The sequence below is a fragment of the Nesterenkonia flava genome, from assembly GCF_031432335.1.
GTDB classification, from domain to species: Bacteria; Actinomycetota; Actinomycetes; order Actinomycetales; family Micrococcaceae; genus Nesterenkonia; species Nesterenkonia flava.
The window spans coordinates 1-23443 of the sequence record NZ_JAVKGT010000012.1; the positions used below are offsets into that span (position 1 = coordinate 1).

Genomic DNA, 23443 nt, shown 5'->3' on the forward strand with positions numbered 1-23443 from the left:
GCCGATTGGATCAAACTCTACGGCTGACCCGGACCTGTTTCGCGGGGACTTTTACATGAGGCACGGGGGATCACTTCCCGGGGACTTGACCGTGAGGCATCACGAGTCTTCCGCGCCTAGGATGGGGACATGGCCACACTGCACCGTCCAGACCTGGCAATCATCGGCTCGGGATCAGGAAACTCCCTGATCACACCCTTCTGGGATGACAAGAAGGTGGTGCTCGCGGACAAAGGCATCGACACCACCGGCGCTTTCGGGGGCACCTGCCTGAATGTGGGATGCATCCCCACCAAGATGTACGTTCGTCCATCGGCTCTGGCCCGCGCTCCGGAAGAGGCGGCAAAGGTCGGGGTGACGCTGTCCCGCCCCAGTGCCGACTGGCCCGTCATCCGCGACCGCATCTTCGCTCGCATCGACGCCATCTCCGAAGGCGGACGCGAGTATCGCGAGGAACTGGACAACGTGGAGCTGATCAGCGAGAAGGTCACTCTCACGGGTCATCATTCTTTCCGCAGCGATTCCGGCACCGACGTGAAGGCCCGTCAGCTGGTGATCGCCGCCGGCTCCCGTCCTGTGCTTCCGGAGGTTCCGGGCATCGATCTGCCGCAGGTCCACACCTCAGAGTCCATCATGCGCCTGGAGGACCTCCCGAAGAAGGTTCTCATCGTCGGCGGAGGGTACATCGCCTGCGAGTTCGCCGGGATCTTCTCGGGCCTCGGCAGCGAGGTCGTCCAGATCAACCGCAGCATCGGGCTGATGACCCAGCTCGATGACGAGATCGCCGCGGCCTACTCCGCCGAGGCGGAGAAGAACTGGAGCGTCCTGTACCAGCGGACTCTGGTAGCCGTGGAGGAGACGGGCGACGACGGCGCACCCGTTGCTGCTCACCTGGTCACCTCCGACGGGCGCACGGAAACCTACGAGGTCGACGTCGTCCTGGTGGCGATCGGTCGCCGGCCCAACAGCGACCTGGTGGGAGCCGAAGAAGCGGGAATCGACCTGCACCCCGACGGCCGGATTGTGGTCGACGAGTACCAGCGCGTCTACGCCCAGGGGGAGCCGGTGGAAGGGCTCTATGCGCTCGGGGACATCTGCTCGGCGGCCATGCTCAAACACGTGGCCAACCACGAGGCGCGAGTGGTCGCCCACAATCTGGAGAACCCGGATGATCTGCGCAAAGCGCGTGTGGCGGCGGTGCCCTCGGCGATCTTCTCCTATCCCGAGATCGCCCAGGTCGGCCTGACCGAGGCGCAGGCCGCCGAGCGCATCGGCGCGGAGAACCTCACCACGAAGACTCAGAAGTACGGCGACACCGCCTACGGCTGGGCTATGGAGGACACCTACGGGATATTCAAGGTCATCGCTGATCGCCGCACCGGCAAACTGCTCGGCGCCCACGCCATGGGGTACCAGTCCTCGAACCTGATTCAGCCTGTAGTCCACGCCATGAGCTTCGGCCAAGACGCTTACACCGTGGCCCGGGGGCAGTACTGGATCCACCCGGCACTGATGGAGGTCGTCGAGAACGCCCTGCTGGGACTTGAGGTCCCGGTGCCGGAGGACGCACCGCTCTGAGCTCAAGACCCGGCTGAGGAATGACCACGACCCCCGGGCGGTTGGCACCACCGGAACCCTATTCCACCTGACTCTCGCTTGAAGGAGCATTCATGGCTGAGCGCGTTGATTTCTGGTTCGATCCCCTGTGCCCGTTTGCCTGGGCGACGTCCCGTTGGATCCTCGAGGTCGAGAAGGTTCGCGACGTCGAAGTCCACTGGAACGTCATGAGCCTCGGTGTGCTCAATGAGGCCAAGAACCCCTCCCCGGCGGAGGATGAGGAGCAGCTGGCCCGCTGGACGCCGTCGCGTGCTGCCATTGCTGTGGAGATTGCCTACGGCCCGGAGAAGGTGGGCGAGTTCTATACGGCTGCCGGCACGGAGATCCACAACAACGGCAACAAGGACTACATCGCGGCAACGGCCAAGGCGCTGGAGTCCATCGGGGCCGATGCTTCCCTGCTGGAGGACGCCAAGACCGATAAGAACGACGAGCGCCTGCGCGCCTCCCACGAAGAGGGCATCACCAAGGTGGGTCAGGACGTGGGAACCCCCATCGTGGCCTTCGCGGGCACCGCGTTCTTCGGCCCCGTCATCACCCGCATCCCCAAGGGTGAGGACGCCGGACGCATGTTCGACGCCTCGGTGGCGCTGGCGGAGTTCCCGTACTTCTTCGAGCTCAAACGCTCCCGCACCGAGTTCCCGCAGTTCGACTGAGTCAGCCTACGCCGGGCCTAGGCCCGGCCGGCTAAGAAATGTCGGATATGCGGCGCCTGAACTGGCCTAAGACCAGAAAAGGCACCGCATATCCGACATTTTTGTCTCAGGACTTGCGGATCACCTTGTGCTGGGCCGCCTGGGCCACAGGCCGGACCACAATCTGATCCATATTGATGTGGTGCGGCAGGGTGACCGCTGAGGTGATGACTTCAGCGATGTCTTCAGCGACCAGGGGCTTCTCCACTCCGGCATAGACCTTCTCCGCCGCAGCCGCATCCCCGCGCAGCCGCTTGGCCGAGAACTCCTCGGTATGCACCATTCCGGGGAGCACCTCAATGACACGGACATTGTGCTCGGCCTCCTCCAGCCGCAGCGCACCGGTCAGAGCATGCTCACCGAACTTCGCGGCGTTGTACCCGGCGCCACCTTCGTAGGCGACCAGCCCCGCAGTTGAGGTCACGTTCAGAATGGTGCCTTCACCGTGAGCGCGCAGCATGGGCAGGAACGCCTGGATCATATTCAGCGTGCCCAGGACGTTGACCTCAAACATCCACCGCCAGTCCTCGAGGCGGCCTTCGGCCACGGGATCGATCCCCAAGGCGCCGCCGGCGTTATTGATCAGCGTGTCGATGCCGCCCTGTGCCTGAACCTGCTCCAACGCCTGATCGACCTGCTCCCGGTCGGTGATGTCACAGGCCAGAGGAATGATGCCCTCCTGCTCGGCCAGATGCTCGAGCTTCTCAGCGCGGCGGGCCACGGCAAAGACCTGCCAGCCTTCGGTGGTGAGGCGGTGCGCCGTTGCGGCACCGATTCCGGAGGAGGCGCCGGTGACCAGCGCCCTGCGGGGGCTCGATTGCTTCATCATGGTCCAAGGGTAGTGGGGCACACGGGGGAGGGGTCGACGTCGTACGTTCTATGACGCAGCCCACCCCGAGCTGACGTGAAAGAATGGCGCCCATGGCCGAGACACTCAAGGACACAGACACGTCCGTACAGACCCCCAAGACCCCGGAAGTCCCCGAGAAGCCCGCCCTGGAGGGGCTGGAGGAGAAGCTAAACTCCGCGTGGGCTCAGGAGAAGATCTACCACTTCAACCCGGAGACCACTCGCGAGCAGGTCTACTCCATCGACACCCCGCCGCCGACCGCGTCCGGCTCCCTGCACGTCGGGCACATGTTCTCCTACACCCAGACCGACGTGATGGCCCGCTTCAAGCGCATGTGCGGCTACAACGTCTTCTACCCGCTTGGCTGGGATGACAACGGCCTGCCCACCGAGCGTCGTGTGCAGAACTACTACGGCGTGCGGTGCGATCCCAGCCAGCCGTACGACCCCAACTACCAGCCGCCGGAGAAGCCCGCGAAGAACCAGCGCGACTGGGACGCCATCAGCCGTCAGAACTTCATTGAACTGTGCGAGAAGCTCACGGTGGAGGACGAGAAGATCTTTGAGGATCTCTTCACCCGGCTGGGCCTCTCCGTGGACTGGCGCCAGACCTACCGCACCATCGACGACGACTCCCGTGCGGCCTCTCAGCGCGCCTTCCTGCGGGACGTGAACTCCGGCAACGCCTACACCTCCGAAGCGCCGACCCTGTGGGACATCACCTTCCGCACCGCGGTGGCCCAGGCTGAGCTGGAGGCTAAGGAACGCCCCGGGGCCTACCACCGCTACCCCTTCACGACCGCCGAGGGGAAGAAAGTCTTCATCGAGACCACCCGCCCCGAGCTGCTGCCCTCCTGCGTCGCGCTGGTGGCTCACCCCGACGACGAGCGCTACCAGCCGCTCTTCGGTAAGACCGTCACCTCCCCGCTCTTCGGAGTGGAGGTCGAGGTGAAGGCACACCGCCTGGCAGACCCGGAGAAGGGTTCGGGCATCGCCATGATCTGTACCTTCGGCGACATGACCGACGTCACCTGGTGGCGCGAGCTGCAGCTGCCCACCCGGGCGCTCATCGGCCGTGACGGTCGCTTCGCGCGTGAGACCCCCGAGTGGATCACCACCGAGGAAGGCCGCGCCAACTACGAGCAGCTCGCCGGTAAGACCGTCCACTCCGCCAAGGAAGCCGTGGTCGAGCTGCTGCGTGAGCAGGGCATCCTCGACGGCGAGCCCAAACCCATCACCCATGCCGTCCACTTCTACGAGAAGGGCGACAAGCCCCTGGAGGTCGTCACTTCCCGCCAGTGGTACATCCGCAACGGCGGACGCGACGCGGACCGGCGCGAGGAGCTGCTGGCCCGCGGCAAGGAGATCGACTGGCACCCGGGTTTCATGCGCTCTCGCTATGAGAACTGGGTCGAGGGCCTCAACGGCGACTGGCTGATCTCCCGCCAGCGTTTCTTCGGCGTGCCGATCCCGGTCTGGTACCGCCTGGACGAGGACGGCAACCCCGACTACGAGAACCCGATTCTGCCCGCTGAGGATCAGCTCCCCGTGGACCCGGCCGCCCAGCCCGCCCCCGGGTTCGAGGAGTCCCTGCGTGGAGTCCCCGGCGGATTCGTGGGTGAGGAGGACGTGCTCGATACCTGGGCGACGTCTTCACTGACCCCGCAGATCGCCGGTCAGTGGGAGCGCAACAACGAGCTCTTCACCACCGTGTTCCCCTACGACCTGCGCCCGCAGGGCCACGACATCATCCGCACCTGGCTCTTCGCCACCATGGTGCGGGCCCACTCGCTGCACGAGTCGGTGCCGTGGACCAACACGGCGATCTCCGGTTGGATTCTGGACCCGGACCGGAAGAAGATGTCCAAGTCCAAGGGCAACGTGGTGGTCCCCAATGACGTGCTGGAGCAGTTCGGCACTGACGCGGTGCGCTACTGGGCGGCCTCGGCACGACTTGGCGTGGACACCGCCTACGAGGTTGCGCAGATGAAGATCGGGCGGCGTCTGGCCATCAAGCTGCTCAACGCCTCCAAGTTCGCCCTGGGCATGGGCGTGACCGAGGCTCACATTGTGCGCGACGACGCCGGCGCGGCCGCCGTCACCCAGCCCCTGGACCGGGCCCTGCTGGCCGAGCTGAAGACCGTGGTTGCCCAGGCCACTGAGCACTTCGAGAACTACGACTACGCGCGGGCCCTGCAGATCACCGAGTCGTTCTTCTGGCAGTTCACCGATGACTACGTGGAACTGGTCAAGGATCGCGCCTACGGCGGTCACGGAGAGGAGGCACAGGCTTCGGTGCGTGCAGCCCTGGCCACCACCCTGGATGCTCTGCTGCGACTGTTCGCTCCGATCCTGCCCTTCGCCACCGATGAGGTGTGGCGATGGTGGCGGACCGGGTCCGTTCACGCCGCTGCTTGGCCGCAGGCCCAGGCTCTGGAGATCGTGGCGGGTGAGCCGCAGCTGCTGGACTCGGTGGGCGAGGTGCTCTCCGGACTGCGCCGGGCCAAGTCCGACGCCAAGGTCAAGCAGCGCACCGAGATCCTCTCGGCCCGCATCACTGCACCGGCGGTCACGCTGAGCCACGTGGAGGCCGCGCTGAGCGACATCAAGGCTGCTGCCCGGGCCCAGTCCCTGGAACTGGTCGCCCAGGAGGGCGCCGAGGTGAGCGTCTCCGAGGTCACCCTGGCTGAAGAGGCCTAAGCACCACTCCCTGACGACAGCCCAACTCCCTGACGACAGCACCACTCCCTGACGGCAGCCCAACTCCCTGACGACGGCGGTCCGGTTCCTCCCGGGCCGTCGTCGTCTGTTGTGGTCCTGGCATTCGGTGATGGATTCTTGCGCCATTATGCGGCGATTCACCCATGAAATGCTGCGAAAATCCATCACCGAACGCTTCTTGTGCGCTGGCTACCGCTCGCTGAGGAGCTAGTCGTGGTCTTGTTCCACGGCACGGACCTCCTCGACGCCCTCGAGCTCACTCAGCGTCTCGATGAGTTCCTCCGTGGCGCGATGCTGCGGGCGGCTGAAGCGCATGGTGGCTTCCACGACGGGCCCGTTCTCTCCTTCCAGACGCTTGGTGCGGGAGAGCGCGGTCTCATATCCGAGCTCGGATGCGGCGCTGAGGATATCGCGCAGCACTCCACGCCCATCGGCGTAGCGCACCGCGTAGAAGCGGCTGCGGCCGTGATGGGGCAGGCGCCGGACCAGCGAGGTCACCAGGGTCACGGCCAGCAGGTAGAACACTACGGTGAGGGCGGCGATCAACGGCATGCCGGCCCCGCAGGCCATACCTACAGCGGCCGTGACCCAGATCGAGGCCGCTGTGGTCAGCCCGGAGATGATGTTCTGGCGCACGAAGATCACCCCGGCGCCGATGAACCCGATTCCGGAGACGATTTGTGCGGCAATACGCGAGGGGTCCAGAACGACGTCGTCGCCCAGGAGATGGGCGAAGCCGTAAGCTGAGACCAGCGTGAACAGCGCGGAGCCCATGCCCACCAGAATGTGTGTGCGGGCCCCAGCACTCTTAAGCCGCATCTCGCGCTCGACCCCGATGATGCCCGAGAGCACAAAGGCACAGCCCAGCAGCAGCGCCTCGGTACCCAGGGACTCCGGAATCAGCTCAATCACCATCCCTCCCATCGAGCCACGTGCGCCTGGGTGCAGCCTGGACACCTGGCGGCGTCATGAGACTCCTGTCCCTGACGCCGTGTACGGCAGGTGACAGGATGGGGGTATGAGCTACGGACCTCCAGCCGGCCCGCCGCACCAGTCGCCAGGACCCCAGGGCCACTCGCACCCGCCGGCCTCCGGGCACGGTCAGTCCAGTCCGCCACAGTACGGTGGGCCCTCCTACGGTGGACCCCAGTACGGACCGCCCTCCTACGGACCTTCCTACGGGCCGTCATCACACGGTCCGGCTCCCTACGGGCCTCCCGGCGGATGGCAGCCCCAGCAGCCCCCGCAGGAGCCCGCGCGCGGCAGCGGAGTCCTCTCCGTATTGCTCGCGGTGCTGGGCGGGTTGATCAGCCTGGCGGGTGTCGCCGCATTTGTGGTCGCCGGACTGAATTTTTTCGGTCTCTTCGGCTACAACATCCTGGGGAGCAATGGAACCCCCGGAGACGACGCGATCACCTCCACCGAGGTGCCCGGCACCCTGGAGTTTGACCTGGAGGCCGGGGAGCAGGTCCAGTTCTTCGCGATATACCCCAGCGACCTCCCTTCAGCGTTCCTGGCAGCCGACGAGAGATACGTGATTTCCCCGAGCGGTGAGCAGACCCAGGCCGGATGGGGGCAGGTCCAGAACGTCTCCCGGGACGGATACACGGCGCGCGCGGTGGCCTCTTTCACCGCGCAGGAATCGGGCACGCACACCATGGAGGTGCCGAATGTGCGCCCGGGCAATGCTACGGATCACCCCGAAGACCTCTTCGAGGGTGAAGACGTTGTGGTCGCCGTCTACGAGGGAAGCGGTGACTTCTTCGAATTCTTCCGCGGGGTGGGCGTTGCGATTCTCGCGGTCTTCCTGGGCATCGTGCTGCTCTCCGCCGGTATTCCGCTGCTGGCTCTGGGTTTGGGGCTGCGGATCGGTTTCCGGGGTGCACGCCGCCGTCGTCGTCGGGGATGAGGCTCTTGTAGACTTGTGCCGCACAGCATTGACCCGGCCATCACCGGTGAGCTTCCGGAAGAACAGGCAGAATCCCGCCCAGGGACGCGCGCCTCAGTAGAACCGGACGGGTAAGCCCGTCACAGCAGTCATGGAGAGGCCTGGAGCATCGGTTCCGTAGACCAAAGGTCCAGGCAAGCAAGGTGGTACCGCGCTGAAGCATCCGCTGCAGCGTCCTTGCGGATGAAGACAATTGCCGACTGTCACAACCGTAAGCAGGATGGACTCCATGACCGAGACTCCCTCACCCGTGTATCCGCGCGCCGCCTCCACCGGTGATCGCCGCGTTCCGACCTCCGTGCGTTTTCCGGAGATCGAGGAGCGGATCCTGAAGTACTGGGATGAGGATGGCACCTTCCAGGCCTCCATCGACCAGCGCGCAGCGGAGGACGGGGAGTTCGTCTTCTACGACGGCCCGCCCTTTGCCAACGGTCTGCCGCACTACGGCCACCTGCTCACCGGCTACGTCAAAGACCTGATCCCGCGCTACCAGACCATGCGCGGCAAGCGCGTGGAGCGCCGCTTCGGCTGGGACACCCATGGGCTGCCCGCTGAGCTCTCTGCCATGAAAGAGCTCGGCATCAGCGACAAGGCAGAGATCGAGGCCATGGGCATCGATACCTTCAACGACGCCTGCCGCTCCAACGTCCTGAAGTTCACCAAGGAGTGGGAAGACTACGTCTCCCGGCAGGCCCGCTGGGTGGACTTCGAGAACGACTACAAGACCCTGAACGTTGAGTTCATGGAGTCGGTCATCTGGGCCTTCAAGCAGCTGCATGAAAAGGGCCTGACCTACCAGGGTTTCCGGGTGCTGCCCTACTGCTGGAAGGACGAGACCCCGCTATCCAACCACGAGCTGCGCATGGACGACGACGTCTACAAGGACCGTCAGGACCCCTCCGTGACCGTGACCTTCCCCATCACCGGCGGCGGTGACCTGGGGGAGCAGCTGCGCGGAGTGAACCTGCTGGCGTGGACTACGACCCCCTGGACTCTTCCCACCAACTTCTCCGTGGCCGTGGGGCCCGACGTCGAGTACGTGGTGGTTCAGGCTCCCGAGGACGGACCGCTGCCTGGCCAGCACATGCTGGCCGCTGACCTGCTGGGCGCCTACGCCAAGGATCTGGGCTTCGCCGATGGTGAGATCTCCGCTGCCGAGGTCGCTGCTGCCGCCGTCGTCGGCCGTTACCCGGGCCGGGATCTGGCGAACCTGCAGTACCAGCCGCTGTGGACCTACTACACCGACGCCGAGAAGTGGGGCACGCAGAACGCGTTCCGCGTGCTGGTCGAGGACTACGTCACCACCACTGACGGCACCGGTCTGGTGCACCAGGCGTCCGCCTACGGTGAGGAGGATCAGCGCTCCAGCGAGGACGCCGGCATTCCGGTGATCCTCTCGGTGGACGCTGCCGGTAAGTTCCTGCCGATGTTCGCCGAGCCGACGCCTGAGGGGGACACCCCGCTGGCAGAGATCGCCGGAGTGCAGGCCTTCGATGCCAACCGCGCCATCATCAACCAGCTCAAAGCCTCCGGACGGCTGGTCCGGGAGCAGTCCTACGTGCACTCCTACCCGCACTGCTGGCGCTGCCGCACGCCGCTGATGTACAAGGCAGTGACCTCCTGGTACGTGGCGGTCACCCAGTTCAAGGACCGCATGCTGGAGCTGAACCAGCAGATCAACTGGATCCCGGACAACGTCAAGGACGGGCAGTTCGGCAAATGGCTGGAGAACGCCCGCGACTGGTCCATCTCCCGCAACCGGTACTGGGGTAGCCCCATCCCGGTGTGGGTCTCCGATGACCCGAACTACCCGCGCACCGAGGTCTACGGCTCCCTGGAGGAACTCAAGGAGGCCTTTGGCGACTACCCGCGCAACGCCGCCGGAGAACCGGATCTCCACCGACCCTGGATCGACCAGCTGACCCGTCCGAACCCGGATGATCCCACGGGCAAATCCAAGATGGTTCGGGTGGAGGATGTGCTCGATGTCTGGTTCGACTCAGGCTCCATGCAGTTCGCCCAGGTGCACTACCCCTTTGAGAACGCCGAGTGGTTCGAGAACCACCACCCTGCAGACTTCATCGTGGAGTACATCGGCCAGACCCGCGGCTGGTTCTACACCATGCACATCCTGGCCACGGCACTCTTTGACCGCCCAGCCTTCACCAACGTCATCAGCCACGGGATCGTGCTGGGCTCGGACGGACAGAAGATGTCCAAGTCCCTGCAGAACTACCCCGACGTCAACGAGGTGCTGGACCGCGATGGTTCGGATGCGATGCGCTGGTTCCTGATGTCCAGCCCCATCCTGCGCGGCGGCAATCTGATCGTCACCGAGGAGGGCATTCGCGAAGGCGTGCGCCAGGTATTGCTGCCGATGTGGAACGCCTGGCACTTCTTTGCCCTCTACGCCAACAGCGCCAACGGGGGATCCGGCTACCAGGCCAAGGCGGTGACGGGCGACGACGTCACTAACCCTCTGGACCACTACATCCTCGCCGCCACCGGCGACCTGGTCCGCGACGTCACCGCAGCCCTGGACGAGTTCGCCGTGGCCGGTGCCGCCGATGCCCTGCGCCGCTACTCCGAGACCCTGACCAACTGGTACATCCGCCGGTCCCGTCAGCGGTTCTATGAGGAGGACTTCGCCGCCTATGACGTGCTCTACACCGCTCTGGAGACCTTCACCCGGGTGGCCGCGCCACTGCTGCCGCTGGTGAGCGAGGAGATCTGGCGCGGACTGACGGGCGGGCGTTCCGTGCACCTGACGGACTGGCCCAACCCGGAGGACTACCTCAAGGACGAGCGGGCCGTGGAGCTCATGGAACTGACCCGTTCCATCACCTCCGCTGGCTCCGCATTGCGCAAGCAGGCCAAGCGCCGCGTCCGCCAGCCCCTGGCGGAGCTGACGGTGGTGGTGCCCGAGGCCGCGGCACTGGCGGGCACCTACGAGCAGATCATCGCCGATGAGCTGAACATCAAGACCGTCACGCTCAAAGACCTGGCCGAGACCAGCGCCGAAGCCTACGGCATCGGCCAGCAGCTGGTGGTCAACGCCCGGGTCGCGGGACCGCGACTGGGCAAGCAGGTCCAGCAGGCCATCAAGGGAGCCAAGTCCGGGGACTGGTCCGTGACCGACGGTGTGGTCACCGCCGGCGGGCTGGATCTGGTGGAGGGCGAGTACACGCTGAGCACCACCGTCTCCGAGGAGACCGGCGATAAGGCAGTGACCGTCCTGGGCAGTGCTGGTGCTGGCGGCGCCGGGGGAGGCTTCCTGGTCCTGGACACCGAACTGACCGAGGAGCTGATTGCCGAAGGCACCGCCCGCGACGTCATCCGCACCATTCAGGCTGCCCGCAAGGACGCCGACCTGCAGGTCTCGGATCGCATCGCCACCACCCTGACCGCCAGTGCCGAGGTGCTCGCGGCAGTCCAGCAGCACCAGCAGCTGGTCACGTCCGAGACCCTGACCGTCGAGCTCGAGCTGGTCGATGGTGGAGACTCGCAGGAGACCACAGCAGCCGTCGTCGTCGTGAATGCCTCATAAGGAGTCCCGTGTCTGATCAGCCTATTGACCACTTCTCAGTGGCCAGCGTGTACGCGGAGCTGCTCTCCCGTGCGCCCGAGAACAAGATGGAACCGCGCATGGAGCCCATGCGCATGGCCATGGATGTGCTGGGGGAGCCCAACAAGGCGGCTCCGGTCATCCACATCACCGGCACCAACGGCAAGACCTCCACCGCGCGCATGATCGAGGCCGGTCTGCTGGCCCACGATTTACGAGTGGGGCGCTACACCTCCCCTCATCTGTCGAAGGTGACCGAGCGGATCGTCCTGGACGGCAAACCTGTACCGGATGAGACGTTTGTGCGTATCTGGGACGAGATCCGTCCCTACATCGCCATGGTGGATCAGAAGCTGGCCTCCGAGGGACACGTGCCGCTGACCTACTTCGAATGCGTGACCATCCTGGCGTTCGCCGTCTTCGCCGACGAGCCCGTGGACGTGGTGGTGCTGGAAGTCGGCCTGGGTGGCATCACCGACGCCACCAACGTCGCTGACGGCCAGGTGCAGGTCATCACTCCCATCAGCTTGGATCACACCGACCTGCTGGGAGACACCGAACGCGACATCGCCCTGGAGAAGGCCGGGATCATCAAACCCGGGGGCTATCTCATCTCCGCGGCGCAGGTGCCCGAGGCCGCCGATGTTCTGCTGCAGGCGGCCAAGGACGCTGATGTTCCGTTCCGCTTCGAAGGTGTGGAGTTCGGCGTCGAGTCCCGGCTCCCCGGAGTCGGGGGCCAGCAGGTCACTATCCAGGGGATCGCCGGACGTTACCCCGATCTGCTGCTGCCCCTGCACGGAGCGCATCAGGCTGAGAACTTCGCCCTGGCGATCGCAGCCCTGGAGGCTTTCATCGGCGGGGGAGAGCAGGAGCTCAATCTGGAGAACCTGCGGCTGGCTTGTGAGCACATCACCTCGCCTGGACGGCTCGAGGTGGTCCGCACCGGTCCTACCGTGATCATCGATGCCGCCCACAATCCGGCCGGCCTGGAGGCCAGCGCGCTGGCGGTCAAGGAGAACTTCGGCCTCACCCGCCTGGTGCTGGTCCTGGGCATCCTGCAGGACAAGGACGCTCGCGAAATGCTGGAGACCATCCGTACCCAGTACGAGGGACTCGTGGAGGATCTCTGCGTGACTCAGTCCACCTCCCCGCGGGCCATTGCCGCCGAGGACCTGGCAGAACTCGCTCAGGACGTCGGCTTCCGTGAGGATCAGATCCATGTTGCCGAACGGCTAGACGATGCCATCGAATGGGCGGTCACCACGCTGGACGAGGCCGACGCCGGGGTCACCGGAGGTGTACTGATCACCGGTTCCATCACGGTGGTCGGCGAAGCCCGCACGCTGCTAGGAGCCGAGGAGGTCTGAGGCGATGGGGAAGAGACTGAAGCAGGCCCAGCAGGAATGGCGCCCCGGCATGACCAGGCCGCCGCGTTCGGTCAAGGTTTTGTTCGCCTCCACCGTCCTGTGCCTGGAGGCCGCCCTGATGTTCTTCTTCGGGCTGGCGGCATGGGGGCTGAACCAGAACGAGGATTACGCCTGGTGGCTCTTCGGAGGGTCCCTGGTCATTGCCGCGGCATGCGTGTTCACCTGCCCGCTGCTGCAGAAGCCCGTGGGATACACCATCGGCTGGATCCTGCAGGTGCTGATCCTCGGGTCCTTTGTGGGCGTGGCGCTGGTGACCTCGGAGGGGCTGATCGTGACGCTGGCGCTGCTGCCGGGTCTGGCGTTCTTGGCCTGCTGGTGGTACGCGGTGACCACCGGTGCCCGTGTGGACCGGGAAAAGATGGAAAGATACAGGTTAGAAGAAGAGCTTGCCGCTGCGGAGGAGACCTCCGGGCGGACCAACAGTGAGGAGAACTGACACGTGAGTGAACGCACCCTGGTCCTGATCAAGCCCGACGGCGTAGCACGCGGTCTCACCGGAGAGATCCTGCGCCGTATCGAAGCCAAGGGCTACACCATCGCTGAGCTGAAGAAGGTCCAGGCCAGCTCCGAGCAGCTTGCTGCCCACTACGCGGAGCATGAGGGCAAGCCGTTCTACCAGCCGCTGGTGGACTTTATGCTCTCAGGCCCGGTGGTTGCGGCCATTCTTGAAGGTGAGCGCGTGATCGAGGGCTTCCGGTCCCTGGCCGGCACCACAGACCCGACGACGGCCGCACCCGGCACCATCCGCGGCGACCTGGGCCGTGACTGGGGTGAGAAGGTGCAGAAGAACCTGGTGCACGGCTCGGACTCGGTGGAGTCGGCTGAGCGCGAGATCGGCATCTGGTTCAGCTGAGCTGAAGCGTCACCAATGAAAAAGGGGCTCCGCACGTGGTGCGGGGCCCCTTCTCCGTCCGGCGGGTCTCAGCCCGCGCGGGTCGGACGTGTTCCCTCACGGAATTCGATCTGAGCCTCGGAGAGCTTCAGCAGGGTCCGGTCGTAGACAATCTGGGCTGACCGCATGCGCTCGTTGGACTTGTGCCCGGTGTACTCCTCGTACTGGGAGCACACCCACTCCGGATCGCCGTCGGCCAGAAGACGGCCCTGTTCGATCCAGATGACGCGAGTGCACATCTGCTTGATGGTCCCCAGGGAGTGAGAGACCAGGAACACGCAGCCTGCGGTAGCGCGGACTTCGTCCAGGCGCTTCTTGGTCCGCGCCCGGAACTGAGCATCACCGGTGTTCAGCGCCTCATCGATGAGTAGGATGTCCGGGTCCACGGCGGTGGCGATCGCGAACTGGAGGCGGGAGGCCATGCCTGCGGAGTAGGCTTTCAGTGGCATGTCCAGGGCATCGTGGAGCCCGGAGATCTCCACGATCAGGTCGAATTTCTCGGCCGCCTGCTGCGGGGTCATGCCCATGGCGAGGCAGCCCAGCTTGATGTTCTCCCGGCCCGAGATGGTGCGCACCAGAGCTGCGTTCACACCCAGCATCACCGGGGTGGAGGTCGCGTAGACCTCGCCGGTGGTGGGGCGGACTTTGCCGGTGAGCAGCTTCATGAGCGTGGACTTGCCGGATCCGTTGGTGCCGATAACCCCCACGGATTCACCTCGGTTGACCACAAAGCTGACTTCGTCCAGGGCCGGGATCTCAGCCCATCCGGAGCCCAGCACCTGCTTGACGGCACGGGAAAAGCGGTTCTTCTCCTTGAGGTACTCGCTGGAGGAGCGAACTCGGTACGTCATGGAGACGCCGTCGACCGCCACGGCGATCTCTTTCGAGTCGGGAGTCTCGATGACGGGAGCCTGGTAGGTCAGCGGTGCTGAGTCCCAGGTGATCTCTTCGACCAGATCCTCATCGAGGGACTCCGGGTCGATGTCGACCTCGGTGGGCTGCTGTGGCTGGGAGGCCAGCCAATTGGCCCGGCGAGGAGTGTAGTTGGCGGACGTAGCGCTCATCGTTCCTTCCCGTAGGACTCTTCGCCGAGCCAGAACACGATGAAGCCGATGACCAGGGAGGCCACCGCCCACACGCTCAGGACCACCCAGCGGTGCGGATCGGCGAACCCGTCGTAGAGCCATGCGTGGCGCACGATGTCCAGCACGCAGAACAGGGGATTGTGCTCCACGATCGTCTTCATCCAGGGCACGCGCTCATAGCGTTCGATGCTGAAGAAGACGCAGGAGGTGTAGAGCAGCACACGGGTGCCGAAGGTGATGAGGTGCTTGGTGTCGTTCCAGCTGTTGACCAGACGCGCCAGCAGCAGGCCGACGCCGGCCATGGTCATCAGGGCCAGGGCAACCGCGGGGAAGAACAGCAGCCAGTGCCAGGTGAGTTCGACGTCGTAGGCGTTGGACTCGTCCGGAGTGATTTGGTAGCCGCCCAGGAAGTAGGCCAGCAGCGCCATCACCACGAAGACCGGGACGGAGGCGAAGAGCTCGCGCACGGCCGCTGACAGGGGCAGGGCCGCTCGGGGGAAGTTGAAGGACTGCACCACGTTCTGGTTGCCGGCGATCGAATTGGCCGCCCCCGTGATGGCGGAGGTGAAGAACCGGAACATGAAGATACCGATGACCAGGTATCCCAAGAAGTTGGCGATGCCGCGGGAGGACTCCAGGATGAGCCCGAAGACCACGAAGAACGCCAGGCCCAGCAGGATGGGGTTGACCACCATCCACACTCGCCCCAGGGAGTCGAAGTTGTTCTGCGACGAGACTCGCGACCGAGAGTCGTAGTAGAGGAAGTGGCGGAACTGCCACAGCTGCTTCAGGTACTGCCCGAGTGTTGGCCGGGCGCCCACGCGGACAAGACCGCTTCCGTCCAGCTGGACGACGCGGCGACTCCCCAGGCTGTATTCGGGAGCCTCAGCGGTTGGTGCTGCCATTGACGTAAATCCCTCTCGGATATCCCAGTCTGTCGGTAGGCACAGTGCCCCGGCAGAGCGCGGCCCAGTCTATCAGCGGGCCCCGCCAACGCCGGGGAACCTCACCAGGACCGCCGAAAGACGTCGTCTCAGCGCCCGACGGACCGTGCGGCCCGGCGGAAGACCTCCGCGTACTCCCTCGCCGTGGTCTCCAGGTCCCGACCGTCCAGGTGCGGACGTTCTCCGCGCTCAGCGGTGCGCACGGCCTCCACGGCCTCGTCCAGAACCTCAGCGGTCAGCGGCCCCTCGTAGGTCTGAATCCAGCCGGGACCGACCTCGGAGGCCAGTGCGGTGGCGGTGCTGCTGCGCGGCAGAATGACGGGACGGTCCAGGGAGAGAACGAGGAAGAGCACGGTGAGATCCTCCAGGGACTCGGTCTCCGGCAGCAGCACAACCTCGGCCCCGTCAATCTCGCGGACGATCTCTGCCTCGGAGAGGGTCTCCAGGCGTGCGGACACTGCACCGTTCGTCCGGCGGACGGCACGGCCGATCAGGGGTTCAAGATCCGGATCCTCCTCGCCGACGACGCGCAGGGTCAGATCAGCGGTGTCGACTACGGAGAACACTTTGAGGGGAGCCTCGGCCGAGCGCGCGGTGTCAGTGCGAGAGACGCACAGCACGCGCCCCTGAATCCGCTCGCCGCGGGGATAGCCCAGGAACCGGTCACGGAAATGAGCGTGGGGGATCAGGGTGGTGATCTCGGGGTCGGGCGTGGCGGTGTCCTCATCCAGGATGATGAACGCGTTCGTGGCCCTGTCCAGCACCTGGTGAGCGGGAGTGTCCCGGGGATCCCGGGGGAGAAGGGTCTGGACGAGGGCGATGCTGCGGCTCGTGAGAGCAGCGATGAACTCTTCAGCCGCCGCCACACGGTCGGGGTCCTTACCTTCGCCGAGGAGTGCATCGAGGTCGTGGACGTGCACGACGTCGGCGTCCTGATCTCGGTAGGCGGCCCCGAAGAACCCGAAATCGACCCCAGAGAGTTCGTCCCCGACGATCTGGTCGACATAGCGGACCTTCGGAGCGGGAGGACGGTGCCCCACCAAAACGCGAAGTGGGCGAGAATCGGCATCAGGGCGCGGGGTAGCAGGGAGCACGCGACAACTATATTAGGGTAGAAGCGATGAGCGAAAACAGCGTGCAGGACGTTTTTATCCACCTGGGAGGCCAGGACGACAACCTCGGAGACTCCGCACTTCGGGCGGCGTACTTCGAGGCCGCACAGGGAGAGGGACGTCGCTTCCACGTGCACTTCGAGGGGCAGACCACTGACTACCTCACCGGCATTCCTCTGAAGCCGGAGCACCTGGTCTACAACGATCGTGCTGAGTGGATCGCCGCGAGTAACAGCTGCCGACGTGCGGTGATGCTCTTCAACGCCGGGGAGATCAATCCTGGGCGCGCCTACCCGCCGCGCCATACGGCGATTCAGCTGCGGAACATCGTGGAGCGGGACGGCCTTGTGCTCTTTGCCGGCACGGGGATGAAGGACCCCTCGAAGGTGAACGGGGAGGCATTCCACCCTGTCCTGCGTAACGCTCCCGTGGCCTCCTGGCGCGATGCGCTCTCACGCGACGCCGCTGGCTTCGGCACAGTGGCCCCGGACTGGGCCTATGCGCTGGGGACTCCCACTGCCGAGTGGGCGTCCGTGAATGCGAGGCCCCTGCTGGCGGTATCGCTGCGGTTTGACCGGCCTCTGCCGGACCAGACGTGGATTGAAGCTGTCCGTTCCCTGGCCGAGCAGACGTCAACCCGCATCGTGACTCTCGCTCAGGTGGCACGAGACGCGCCTCGGGCCGTGCGGCTAGCAGAGATGCTCGGCGGTGAGTACCTGACGCCGCCAAGCATGAAGCACGCCGACCTGGACTCCCACGCCCGCAGCGTCTACGGCGAAGCACTTGCGGTGATCAGCGACCGTGCCCACGGGCTCATCATTGGGGCAAGCGAAGGAGCTTATCCCATCGGCTCGGCGTCGAACCCGCAGAAGATCAAACGCCTTCTCGCAGCCGCAGGGCTGGGAGACCTCGTGGGTCACTACCAGGAGCTTCCCGAGTTCGCTGCCCAGCTGGAGCACCGGCTTTCCGGCTTCGCCCCCGCCATCGACACTGCGCGGGCCGAGATCGCGGACCTGACGGGCCGAATCAACGCGGCCATGGATGCCGCCCGCTGACAGGTGCAGCAGGGCTAGACTCTCCATCACATTGAGAATCACATGACCGGAGGCCGGTGGAGTACTCCTGAAGGGAGTCTCCACCGGCCTCCGGCACCGTGCGGCCCGTCTTAGCGGCCGATGAGCCGCTTAACGCGTCGTTTCAGAGGGCGCAGGCCAGGGGCCACCGCATCGGCCCGGTTCAGCGCGCGGCGCAGCAGAGTCTTCTGTCCGTCCGGAACAATTCTCCGCTTGCGCGAGGTGCGAAGCAGGCCCGCATTGCGCTCGGTGAAGAAGACGATCCAGTCGAGAATCCGCTGGGCATCGCTGAGCGTCGGTTCGGGGGAGTATTCCCCGGGAAGGGTCCCGGTCACGAGCTGCTCGTAGAGCTGGGAGAAGTCCGGGGACAAGGCGCGCTGGGCGGCCTCCACGGAGGCGGCTGAGTACTGCTCATAGCGCCGTGGATCCTCAGCGAGCTTCTGAATCTGGCGTGCCAGTGCCCGCGCCTCGCCCTGCGGTGCGGTGACGATTCCCCCATTGTTCTGCACTAAGGTCAGCCACGGTAGCTCATACATGGCAGCGGGCAGACCCCGGGACTGCGCCTCGGCCAGTGTCAGCTGGTACCCCTCGAGGACACTGGTGCTGACAAAGATGTCTGCGGCGTCGATGGCATCCAGCAGCTGCTGTCCGTGAAGGGGGCCGACGACGTCGATCACGTCCTCGACACCTCGGCTCTTCGCCCGTGCCGCGAAGTCTGCTGCGGTCAGACCCGGGGAGTCCGGACCGATGATGCGCAGGGTGAAGTCAACATCCAGCTCGCGCAACTGAGCGGCGACCTCGATGAGCTGACTGACCTGCTTGGTGTGCTCCTCCAGCCGTCCCCACCAGATGAGCTTGAGCGGACCTTGGGGTGCAGACTTTGCAGGGGCCGCAACCTGGGAGTTCAGGAGCATCGGAGAAGGAGGATTGGGAAGGTACGCGGTATGGGCAACACCCTGAAGCTTCCAGAACGAGACGTCGAGCGGAGACAGGGTGACCAGCGAGGCCAGACAGTTGGCCTGATCCCGAATGAACGAGATCATGTGCTTCAGGTCGTAGACCGGCCGCAGAGCGAAGCTGTGGACCCAACCGATGGTGGGGACATCCACTGCTCCTGCCATCAGGGCGTAGGAGGGCCATGTCCAGCTGTAGAGAGTCTGGTGGTCAATGATGACGTCAATAGACTCGCTGCGGCAGATCTCCGCCCAGTTCCGCAGGCGGGTCGAGGATTTGCGCCCCGTCACCTCGACGAGGTTCACCCCCGCGGGGATCTGGTCGGTGACGCTGCCGCGATTCTGAGCGGCGATGGTCACGTTGAATCCGGCGTCCCGCAGGTAGCGAGCCTGTGCCAGCAGGACCAGCGAGACGCCTCCGGTCGTGATGGCTTTGGTCGTCAGCAGCACGTTGCGCACGGAACGACCGGTCAGCTCCAGTCTCTTGCTGTGCTTGGCCAGCACAGGGAGTGCATCCGGGGCATAGTCGGCGGCCGCGAGAACAACATCTGACTGGTTCACCAGTGTGTACAGGTGCGCGAGGTACTCCCCGTAGTGCTCTTCGCTGGCGCTGGCCAGGAGATAACCGAGTACGTTGCCGATGATGGAGAGCCGGATTGTCTCGTAGCCGTCAAGGATCGGTTCCGGGTCGGGGCTGCGGCGCGCGATTTTCCGCACCGCTGGCGCCAGGGCCTCCACGGATTCGATTCCTCGCGCGTAAAACTGGAACTGGGCGAGATCGTCAACACGGTGGCCGCTCCCGCCGCGACGGAAGTGGTACTTATAGAGCCTGTCGGGGATAGAGACGAACAGCTGAGCCGTCGCCGCAGCCAGGTAGGTCAGAGGCAGATCGTTGACGCGGCTGAGCACCAAGTCCTCCGGCAACAGAGAACAGGCCGTGCGCAGCACCTCGGTGCGGAAGAGGTAGCGCCAAAGCTGGCCCTGGGCCGGCTTGCTGACGGGGAAGAGGCCTCTCAGGACATCTTCGCCCTCAAGATGCGTATGCGTATGGGCCAGGCGCTTCTGGTACCCGGCAACTGTACCTCCGTTGGGACCGATGACCGCCACGCCGAATCCGACCAGATCTGCGCCGGTCTCTTCAGCCTTCGCCGCGGCGCGCGCAGCGGCCTGAGGTGCCAGTTCGTCATCGCCGTCGAGGAACAGCACGAATGGGGCCTGAGCCGCCATGACCCCCACGCGCCGGGCCTGAAAGGCTGACCGGTTTTCGCCCTGGCGAATCAGTCGGACCCGTGGGTCTTTCTGGTGGTAGCGCTCGATGATCTCCGGCGTGCTGTCCGTCGACGCGTCGTCGACGCAGATGACTTCGATGTCTGCCATGGTCTGACTGAGGCAGCTTTCCAGGGCCTCCGTAATCCAGTCCTCGTCGTTGAAGACCGGCATCACGATCGATACCTGAGGGGAGTCGTGCATGGTGGCTCCATCAGTAGACAGCAGGGCGCAAACGGTAGGCGATCCAGTGACCGCATCCGGGCTGGTGGCGTCCCGGGGCAGGCCAATCTTATATGGGTAGTGCCGGGTCACCGGGTAGGCAGACCCCGGGAGCAGCACATTCGCTGCCGCGGGGTGGCGCGTCTCACAGCGGACCGGGCGGGGCCTGGTGACACTAGCCTGACGCCTGACAGAATGAGGCCAACTGCATGGCCAGAGAGTGCCGCCGGTGCTGGCCCGAGCACTCACCGCCCTGCATCGTGCGAAGGGAGGAACGTGTCGGGTACCCCCGAGGTGTCGATCATCGTGCCGGCCTGGAACAACGAGGCTGAGGTTGGTGCGGCCCTCGAGAGCTGTCTTGCTCAGACCCGCAGAACCTTGGAGGTGGTAGCAGTGGACGACGGGTCCACTGACGCGACCGCGGAGGTCATTCGGCGGTACCAGGGACAGGACTCGCGGATCCGGCTGTTGTCTCACCCTTCCAATCGCTCTCCGTTCCAGGCTCGAAGAACTGGCGTTTTCGCGGCGCGTGCCCCGTACGTCCTCTTCCTCGACGGGGACGATGAGCTCGCGCCATCGGCAGCAGAAGTGACCCTCGAAAAGTCGTGGAGAGAGGGTAGTGACCTTGTCGGATTCGCCGCCGAGGTTCTCACGCCCACAGGCACCAGAGACAGCAGCTTCGAGGCGCGCATGACGCCGCGGCACGAGACGCTTGTCGGCGACGCCATCGTCCCGGGACTCTTCCCGCCTGTCCGGCCGGTCCAGATGCAGCTCTGGCGAGCGCTGTACAAGACGGAACTGCTGCGCTGGGCCTACACGAGAATGCCCGCGACCCTCGAGCTCTACCGCGCAGACGACCTGCCGATCCTCTTCTTCGCATCGGCAGCAGCCCGCCTCTACACCTCGGTTCCTGATCGTCTGTACCGCTATCACTTCCAGCGCGGGGGCAGCGGCCAGCGTGTCGAGTCCGTGGACCAGTTCGACTTTTATCTCAGCTCCCTGGATGCCCTGGAGTACATGACGCCTGCGGTTGACCGTCTGGCCGCGGGGACACACGCCGGGTCCATGGACCTACGCCGCAGCTATGAGGCTGCTCGACTGACAGTGATCGGCAACCTTTTGAAGTATCTTCCAGGCACCGAGCGCAGCGATCTTGCCGAACGGTGCTTGGCGCGTCTGCACGCTCGCGTGTCGGAGCAGGACACCGTCCGTGCTGCCGCCCAGAATGGCAGTCGCACCGGAGAACCCTCGGGACAGCTCATTCTCGACTCGCCGTAGGATCCGATCAGCCGTGAGCTTGGTTAGGATTGTCCCGAACTCCCGCCCGGTTGAGACCCCGCGCGGCCGGGGACATGCGGTTCGAGGTCCCGGCCTTCCGCCCGAACGATTATGGAGCGTACAAATATGCCCTCTCAGGGTTTCCCTTCCGACCAGCACGCATCTGAGGACGAGCACGAGTCGGTGGGACTCAGCGAGGTGGGAAGCGCGCTGCGCACACTCGCCGATGAGCCTGAGGACCGTGTGCGCTCAGAGGAGCTGATCCGCCTTCGGAGCAGCGTCGCCGAGACAGACCTTGTCATGGCCGCCGTCGCTGAATGCCCGGAGGCGCTGAAGGTGCTGGCCCAGGCCGGGCCCCGGGTGGAGCTCGCTCAGCGACCCGTCCAACATGTTCTTCTGACAACGAAGACCATCACCACGGGCGGCGTGTCCATGGTGCTCCTGTCCCAGGCTCGCCATTTGCTTGGTGCCGGATACCGGGTCACCATCGTCGGAAAAGGCCCAGGCAGCTCTCACGACCTGCTGCCCGAGGGTGCTGAGTTTGTCGAGATGGAAGGCGGGGACCTTCCAGCGCGTGTCGGAGAATGGCGGGAGATTTGTGCCAGCCGCTCGGTCGACGTCATCATCGATCACCAGACGCTCTACACCAAAGAATGGCCTGCCTACGCTCTGATGGCTCGCGCACTCGGCATCCCCACTATCGGGTGGGTCCACAACTTCGCCGGTCGCCCCCTCTATGACCTCAGCAACCTGACGTCGTTCCTGACCGACCACCTGGACTCACTGGCGAAGGTTGTGACGCTGTCCCCGCTCGACGCCGTCTACTGGAAGCTGCGCGGAGTCCCCCATGCCGTGTATCTGCCTAACCCGGCCTCGCCGATGATCCACGACTCGTCGGATGTGGATATCGTCAAGGCCTCTCCGGCTGGACGGCGACTGGAGCTGATCTGGTGGGGACGTCTGGACGAGCACACCAAGCAGGTGCGCGAGCTGATCGCGGTTGCCGCGGAGCTGAAGAAGCTGGAAGTCGATTTCCGCCTGCGGGTGATCGGACCGGAGTGGAAAGACTTGACTCCCGCGAAGTTCAAGGGGGAGGTGAGGCAGCGTGGTCTGGAGAACTACGTTGACGTCGTCGGGCCTCTTCACGGCCAAGAGCTCATCGATGCCGTCGATGCGGCGGACGTCTTTGTCTCGACCAGTGTGATCGAGGGTTACCAGCTCACCATTCTTGAGGCTCAGGCGCGGGGACTGCCGGTGGTGATGTACGAGATGCCCTGGCTGCTTCCGGTCCAGGGCAACAGGGGCATCGTTTCAGTTCCCCAGGCTGACTCGTCGGCCTTCGCCCGTGCGGTCGCGGCTCTCCACGGCAGTCCCGAGCGCTTCTCTGAACTGTCAGCGGCGTCGCTGGAGGCGGCTCGTCGGATACGAGAGTTCGATTTCGCCGAGGCCTACCAGCAGCTGATCGAGGACACCCTGCCGGAGACATTTTCTCCGGAGCCCACGCTTGAGGATGCTCAGGAGCTCATCGACCTGCTCCTGTTCTACGTGGAGCGCCATTCAGGACTCAGAACACGTGGCGCCAGGAAGCGGAAGGGCGCGGCTGCCTCCCAGGACGTTCACTCCTCGCCTGGCCGGCCTCTGCCTCGCCGAGTCCTCGCGGGAGTGGCTCGGCGTGCCCGGCCCTATGCCCGTCTGGCGCTGAGCTACGCGCCCGCACTGAAGCCCGCCGCGCACCGACTCAACTATGAGTTGAAGCGTCGCATCCCTCGCTGAGCCCAGCGGAACAGGTGAGTACC

General features: G+C 65.0%; 17 protein-coding genes. 11 read left to right on the plus strand and 6 right to left on the minus strand.

Going from position 1 to position 23443, the window contains the following annotated elements:
- Positions 1–129: 129 nt before the first annotated feature.
- Entirely contained in the window at positions 130–1578 is a 1449-nt protein-coding gene (locus RH857_RS05935; protein WP_310537054.1) for a mycothione reductase, read from the plus strand.
- Between the two features lie 92 nt (positions 1579–1670).
- Positions 1671–2273 carry a mycothiol-dependent nitroreductase Rv2466c family protein gene (locus RH857_RS05940; protein WP_310537055.1) on the plus strand — a complete coding sequence of 201 codons (603 nt, stop codon included), beginning with the start codon at positions 1671–1673 and terminating at the stop codon, positions 2271–2273.
- A 106-nt stretch (positions 2274–2379) separates the two neighbouring features.
- Here the strand turns inward: RH857_RS05940 and RH857_RS05945 are convergent, their stop codons facing one another.
- Positions 2380–3141 (minus strand): SDR family oxidoreductase, encoded by a 762-nt coding sequence (locus tag RH857_RS05945; RefSeq protein WP_310537056.1) that lies wholly within the window; start codon positions 3139–3141, stop codon positions 2380–2382.
- A 92-nt stretch (positions 3142–3233) separates the two neighbouring features.
- Between RH857_RS05945 and valS the strand changes: the two genes are divergently transcribed.
- Positions 3234–5861, plus strand: coding sequence for a valine--tRNA ligase (gene valS, locus RH857_RS05950; protein ID WP_310537057.1), 2628 nt, complete (start codon positions 3234–3236; stop codon positions 5859–5861).
- Between the two features lie 228 nt (positions 5862–6089).
- Here the strand turns inward: valS and RH857_RS05955 are convergent, their stop codons facing one another.
- Positions 6090–6797 (minus strand): MgtC/SapB family protein, encoded by a 708-nt coding sequence (locus RH857_RS05955; protein WP_310537058.1) that lies wholly within the window; start codon positions 6795–6797, stop codon positions 6090–6092.
- Between the two features lie 103 nt (positions 6798–6900).
- On the opposite strand from RH857_RS05955, the gene RH857_RS05960 reads away from it, so the two are divergent.
- From RH857_RS05960 to ndk, 5 genes are all read left to right on the plus strand, one after another.
- Complete coding sequence (locus RH857_RS05960) at positions 6901–7791, plus strand: DUF3824 domain-containing protein (RefSeq protein ID WP_310537059.1); 891 nt, start codon at positions 6901–6903, stop codon at positions 7789–7791.
- 268 nt (positions 7792–8059) lie between these two features.
- Positions 8060–11377 carry an isoleucine--tRNA ligase gene (gene ileS / locus RH857_RS05965; RefSeq protein ID WP_310537060.1) on the plus strand — a complete coding sequence of 1106 codons (3318 nt, stop codon included), beginning with the start codon at positions 8060–8062 and terminating at the stop codon, positions 11375–11377.
- Positions 11378–11385: 8 nt separating this feature from the next.
- Positions 11386–12762: a bifunctional folylpolyglutamate synthase/dihydrofolate synthase gene (locus RH857_RS05970; protein WP_310537061.1), complete on the plus strand. Its 1377-nt coding sequence runs from the start codon at positions 11386–11388 to the stop codon at positions 12760–12762.
- A 4-nt stretch (positions 12763–12766) separates the two neighbouring features.
- The gene (locus tag RH857_RS05975; RefSeq protein ID WP_310537062.1) at positions 12767–13258 is read left to right on the plus strand and encodes a DUF4233 domain-containing protein; all 492 of its coding nucleotides are present in this window, start codon (positions 12767–12769) and stop codon (positions 13256–13258) included.
- 3 nt (positions 13259–13261) lie between these two features.
- The gene (gene ndk / locus RH857_RS05980; protein WP_310537063.1) at positions 13262–13675 is read left to right on the plus strand and encodes a nucleoside-diphosphate kinase; all 414 of its coding nucleotides are present in this window, start codon (positions 13262–13264) and stop codon (positions 13673–13675) included.
- 68 nt (positions 13676–13743) lie between these two features.
- Here the strand turns inward: ndk and RH857_RS05985 are convergent, their stop codons facing one another.
- The 3 genes from RH857_RS05985 to RH857_RS05995 form a co-directional block, all read right to left on the minus strand.
- On the minus strand, positions 13744–14778 hold the full coding sequence (locus RH857_RS05985) for an ABC transporter ATP-binding protein (RefSeq protein WP_310537064.1): 1035 nt from the start codon (positions 14776–14778) through the stop codon (positions 13744–13746).
- Positions 14775–15704, minus strand: coding sequence for an ABC transporter permease (locus RH857_RS05990; protein ID WP_310537065.1), 930 nt, complete (start codon positions 15702–15704; stop codon positions 14775–14777). Before RH857_RS05990 ends, RH857_RS05985 begins: the two co-directional genes overlap by 4 nt.
- Before the next feature lie 128 nt (positions 15705–15832).
- Positions 15833–16783, minus strand: a complete 951-nt coding sequence (locus RH857_RS05995; protein WP_310537066.1) for a glycosyltransferase family protein — start codon at positions 16781–16783, stop codon at positions 15833–15835.
- Between the two features lie 80 nt (positions 16784–16863).
- Here RH857_RS05995 and RH857_RS06000 point away from each other — a divergent pair, with 80 nt between their 5' ends.
- A complete protein-coding gene (locus tag RH857_RS06000) occupies positions 16864–17910 on the plus strand; it encodes a hypothetical protein (protein WP_310537067.1) in 1047 nt (348 codons plus the stop codon).
- Between the two features lie 110 nt (positions 17911–18020).
- Here the strand turns inward: RH857_RS06000 and RH857_RS06005 are convergent, their stop codons facing one another.
- The gene (locus RH857_RS06005; protein WP_310537068.1) at positions 18021–20351 is read right to left on the minus strand and encodes a glycosyltransferase; all 2331 of its coding nucleotides are present in this window, start codon (positions 20349–20351) and stop codon (positions 18021–18023) included.
- Between the two features lie 294 nt (positions 20352–20645).
- On the opposite strand from RH857_RS06005, the gene RH857_RS06010 reads away from it, so the two are divergent.
- Both RH857_RS06010 and RH857_RS06015 read left to right on the plus strand, forming a co-directional pair.
- Positions 20646–21647 (plus strand): glycosyltransferase family 2 protein, encoded by a 1002-nt coding sequence (locus RH857_RS06010; RefSeq protein WP_310537069.1) that lies wholly within the window; start codon positions 20646–20648, stop codon positions 21645–21647.
- 126 nt (positions 21648–21773) lie between these two features.
- Positions 21774–23420 carry a glycosyltransferase family 4 protein gene (locus RH857_RS06015; RefSeq protein ID WP_310537070.1) on the plus strand — a complete coding sequence of 549 codons (1647 nt, stop codon included), beginning with the start codon at positions 21774–21776 and terminating at the stop codon, positions 23418–23420.
- Positions 23421–23443: the final 23 nt, after the last annotated feature.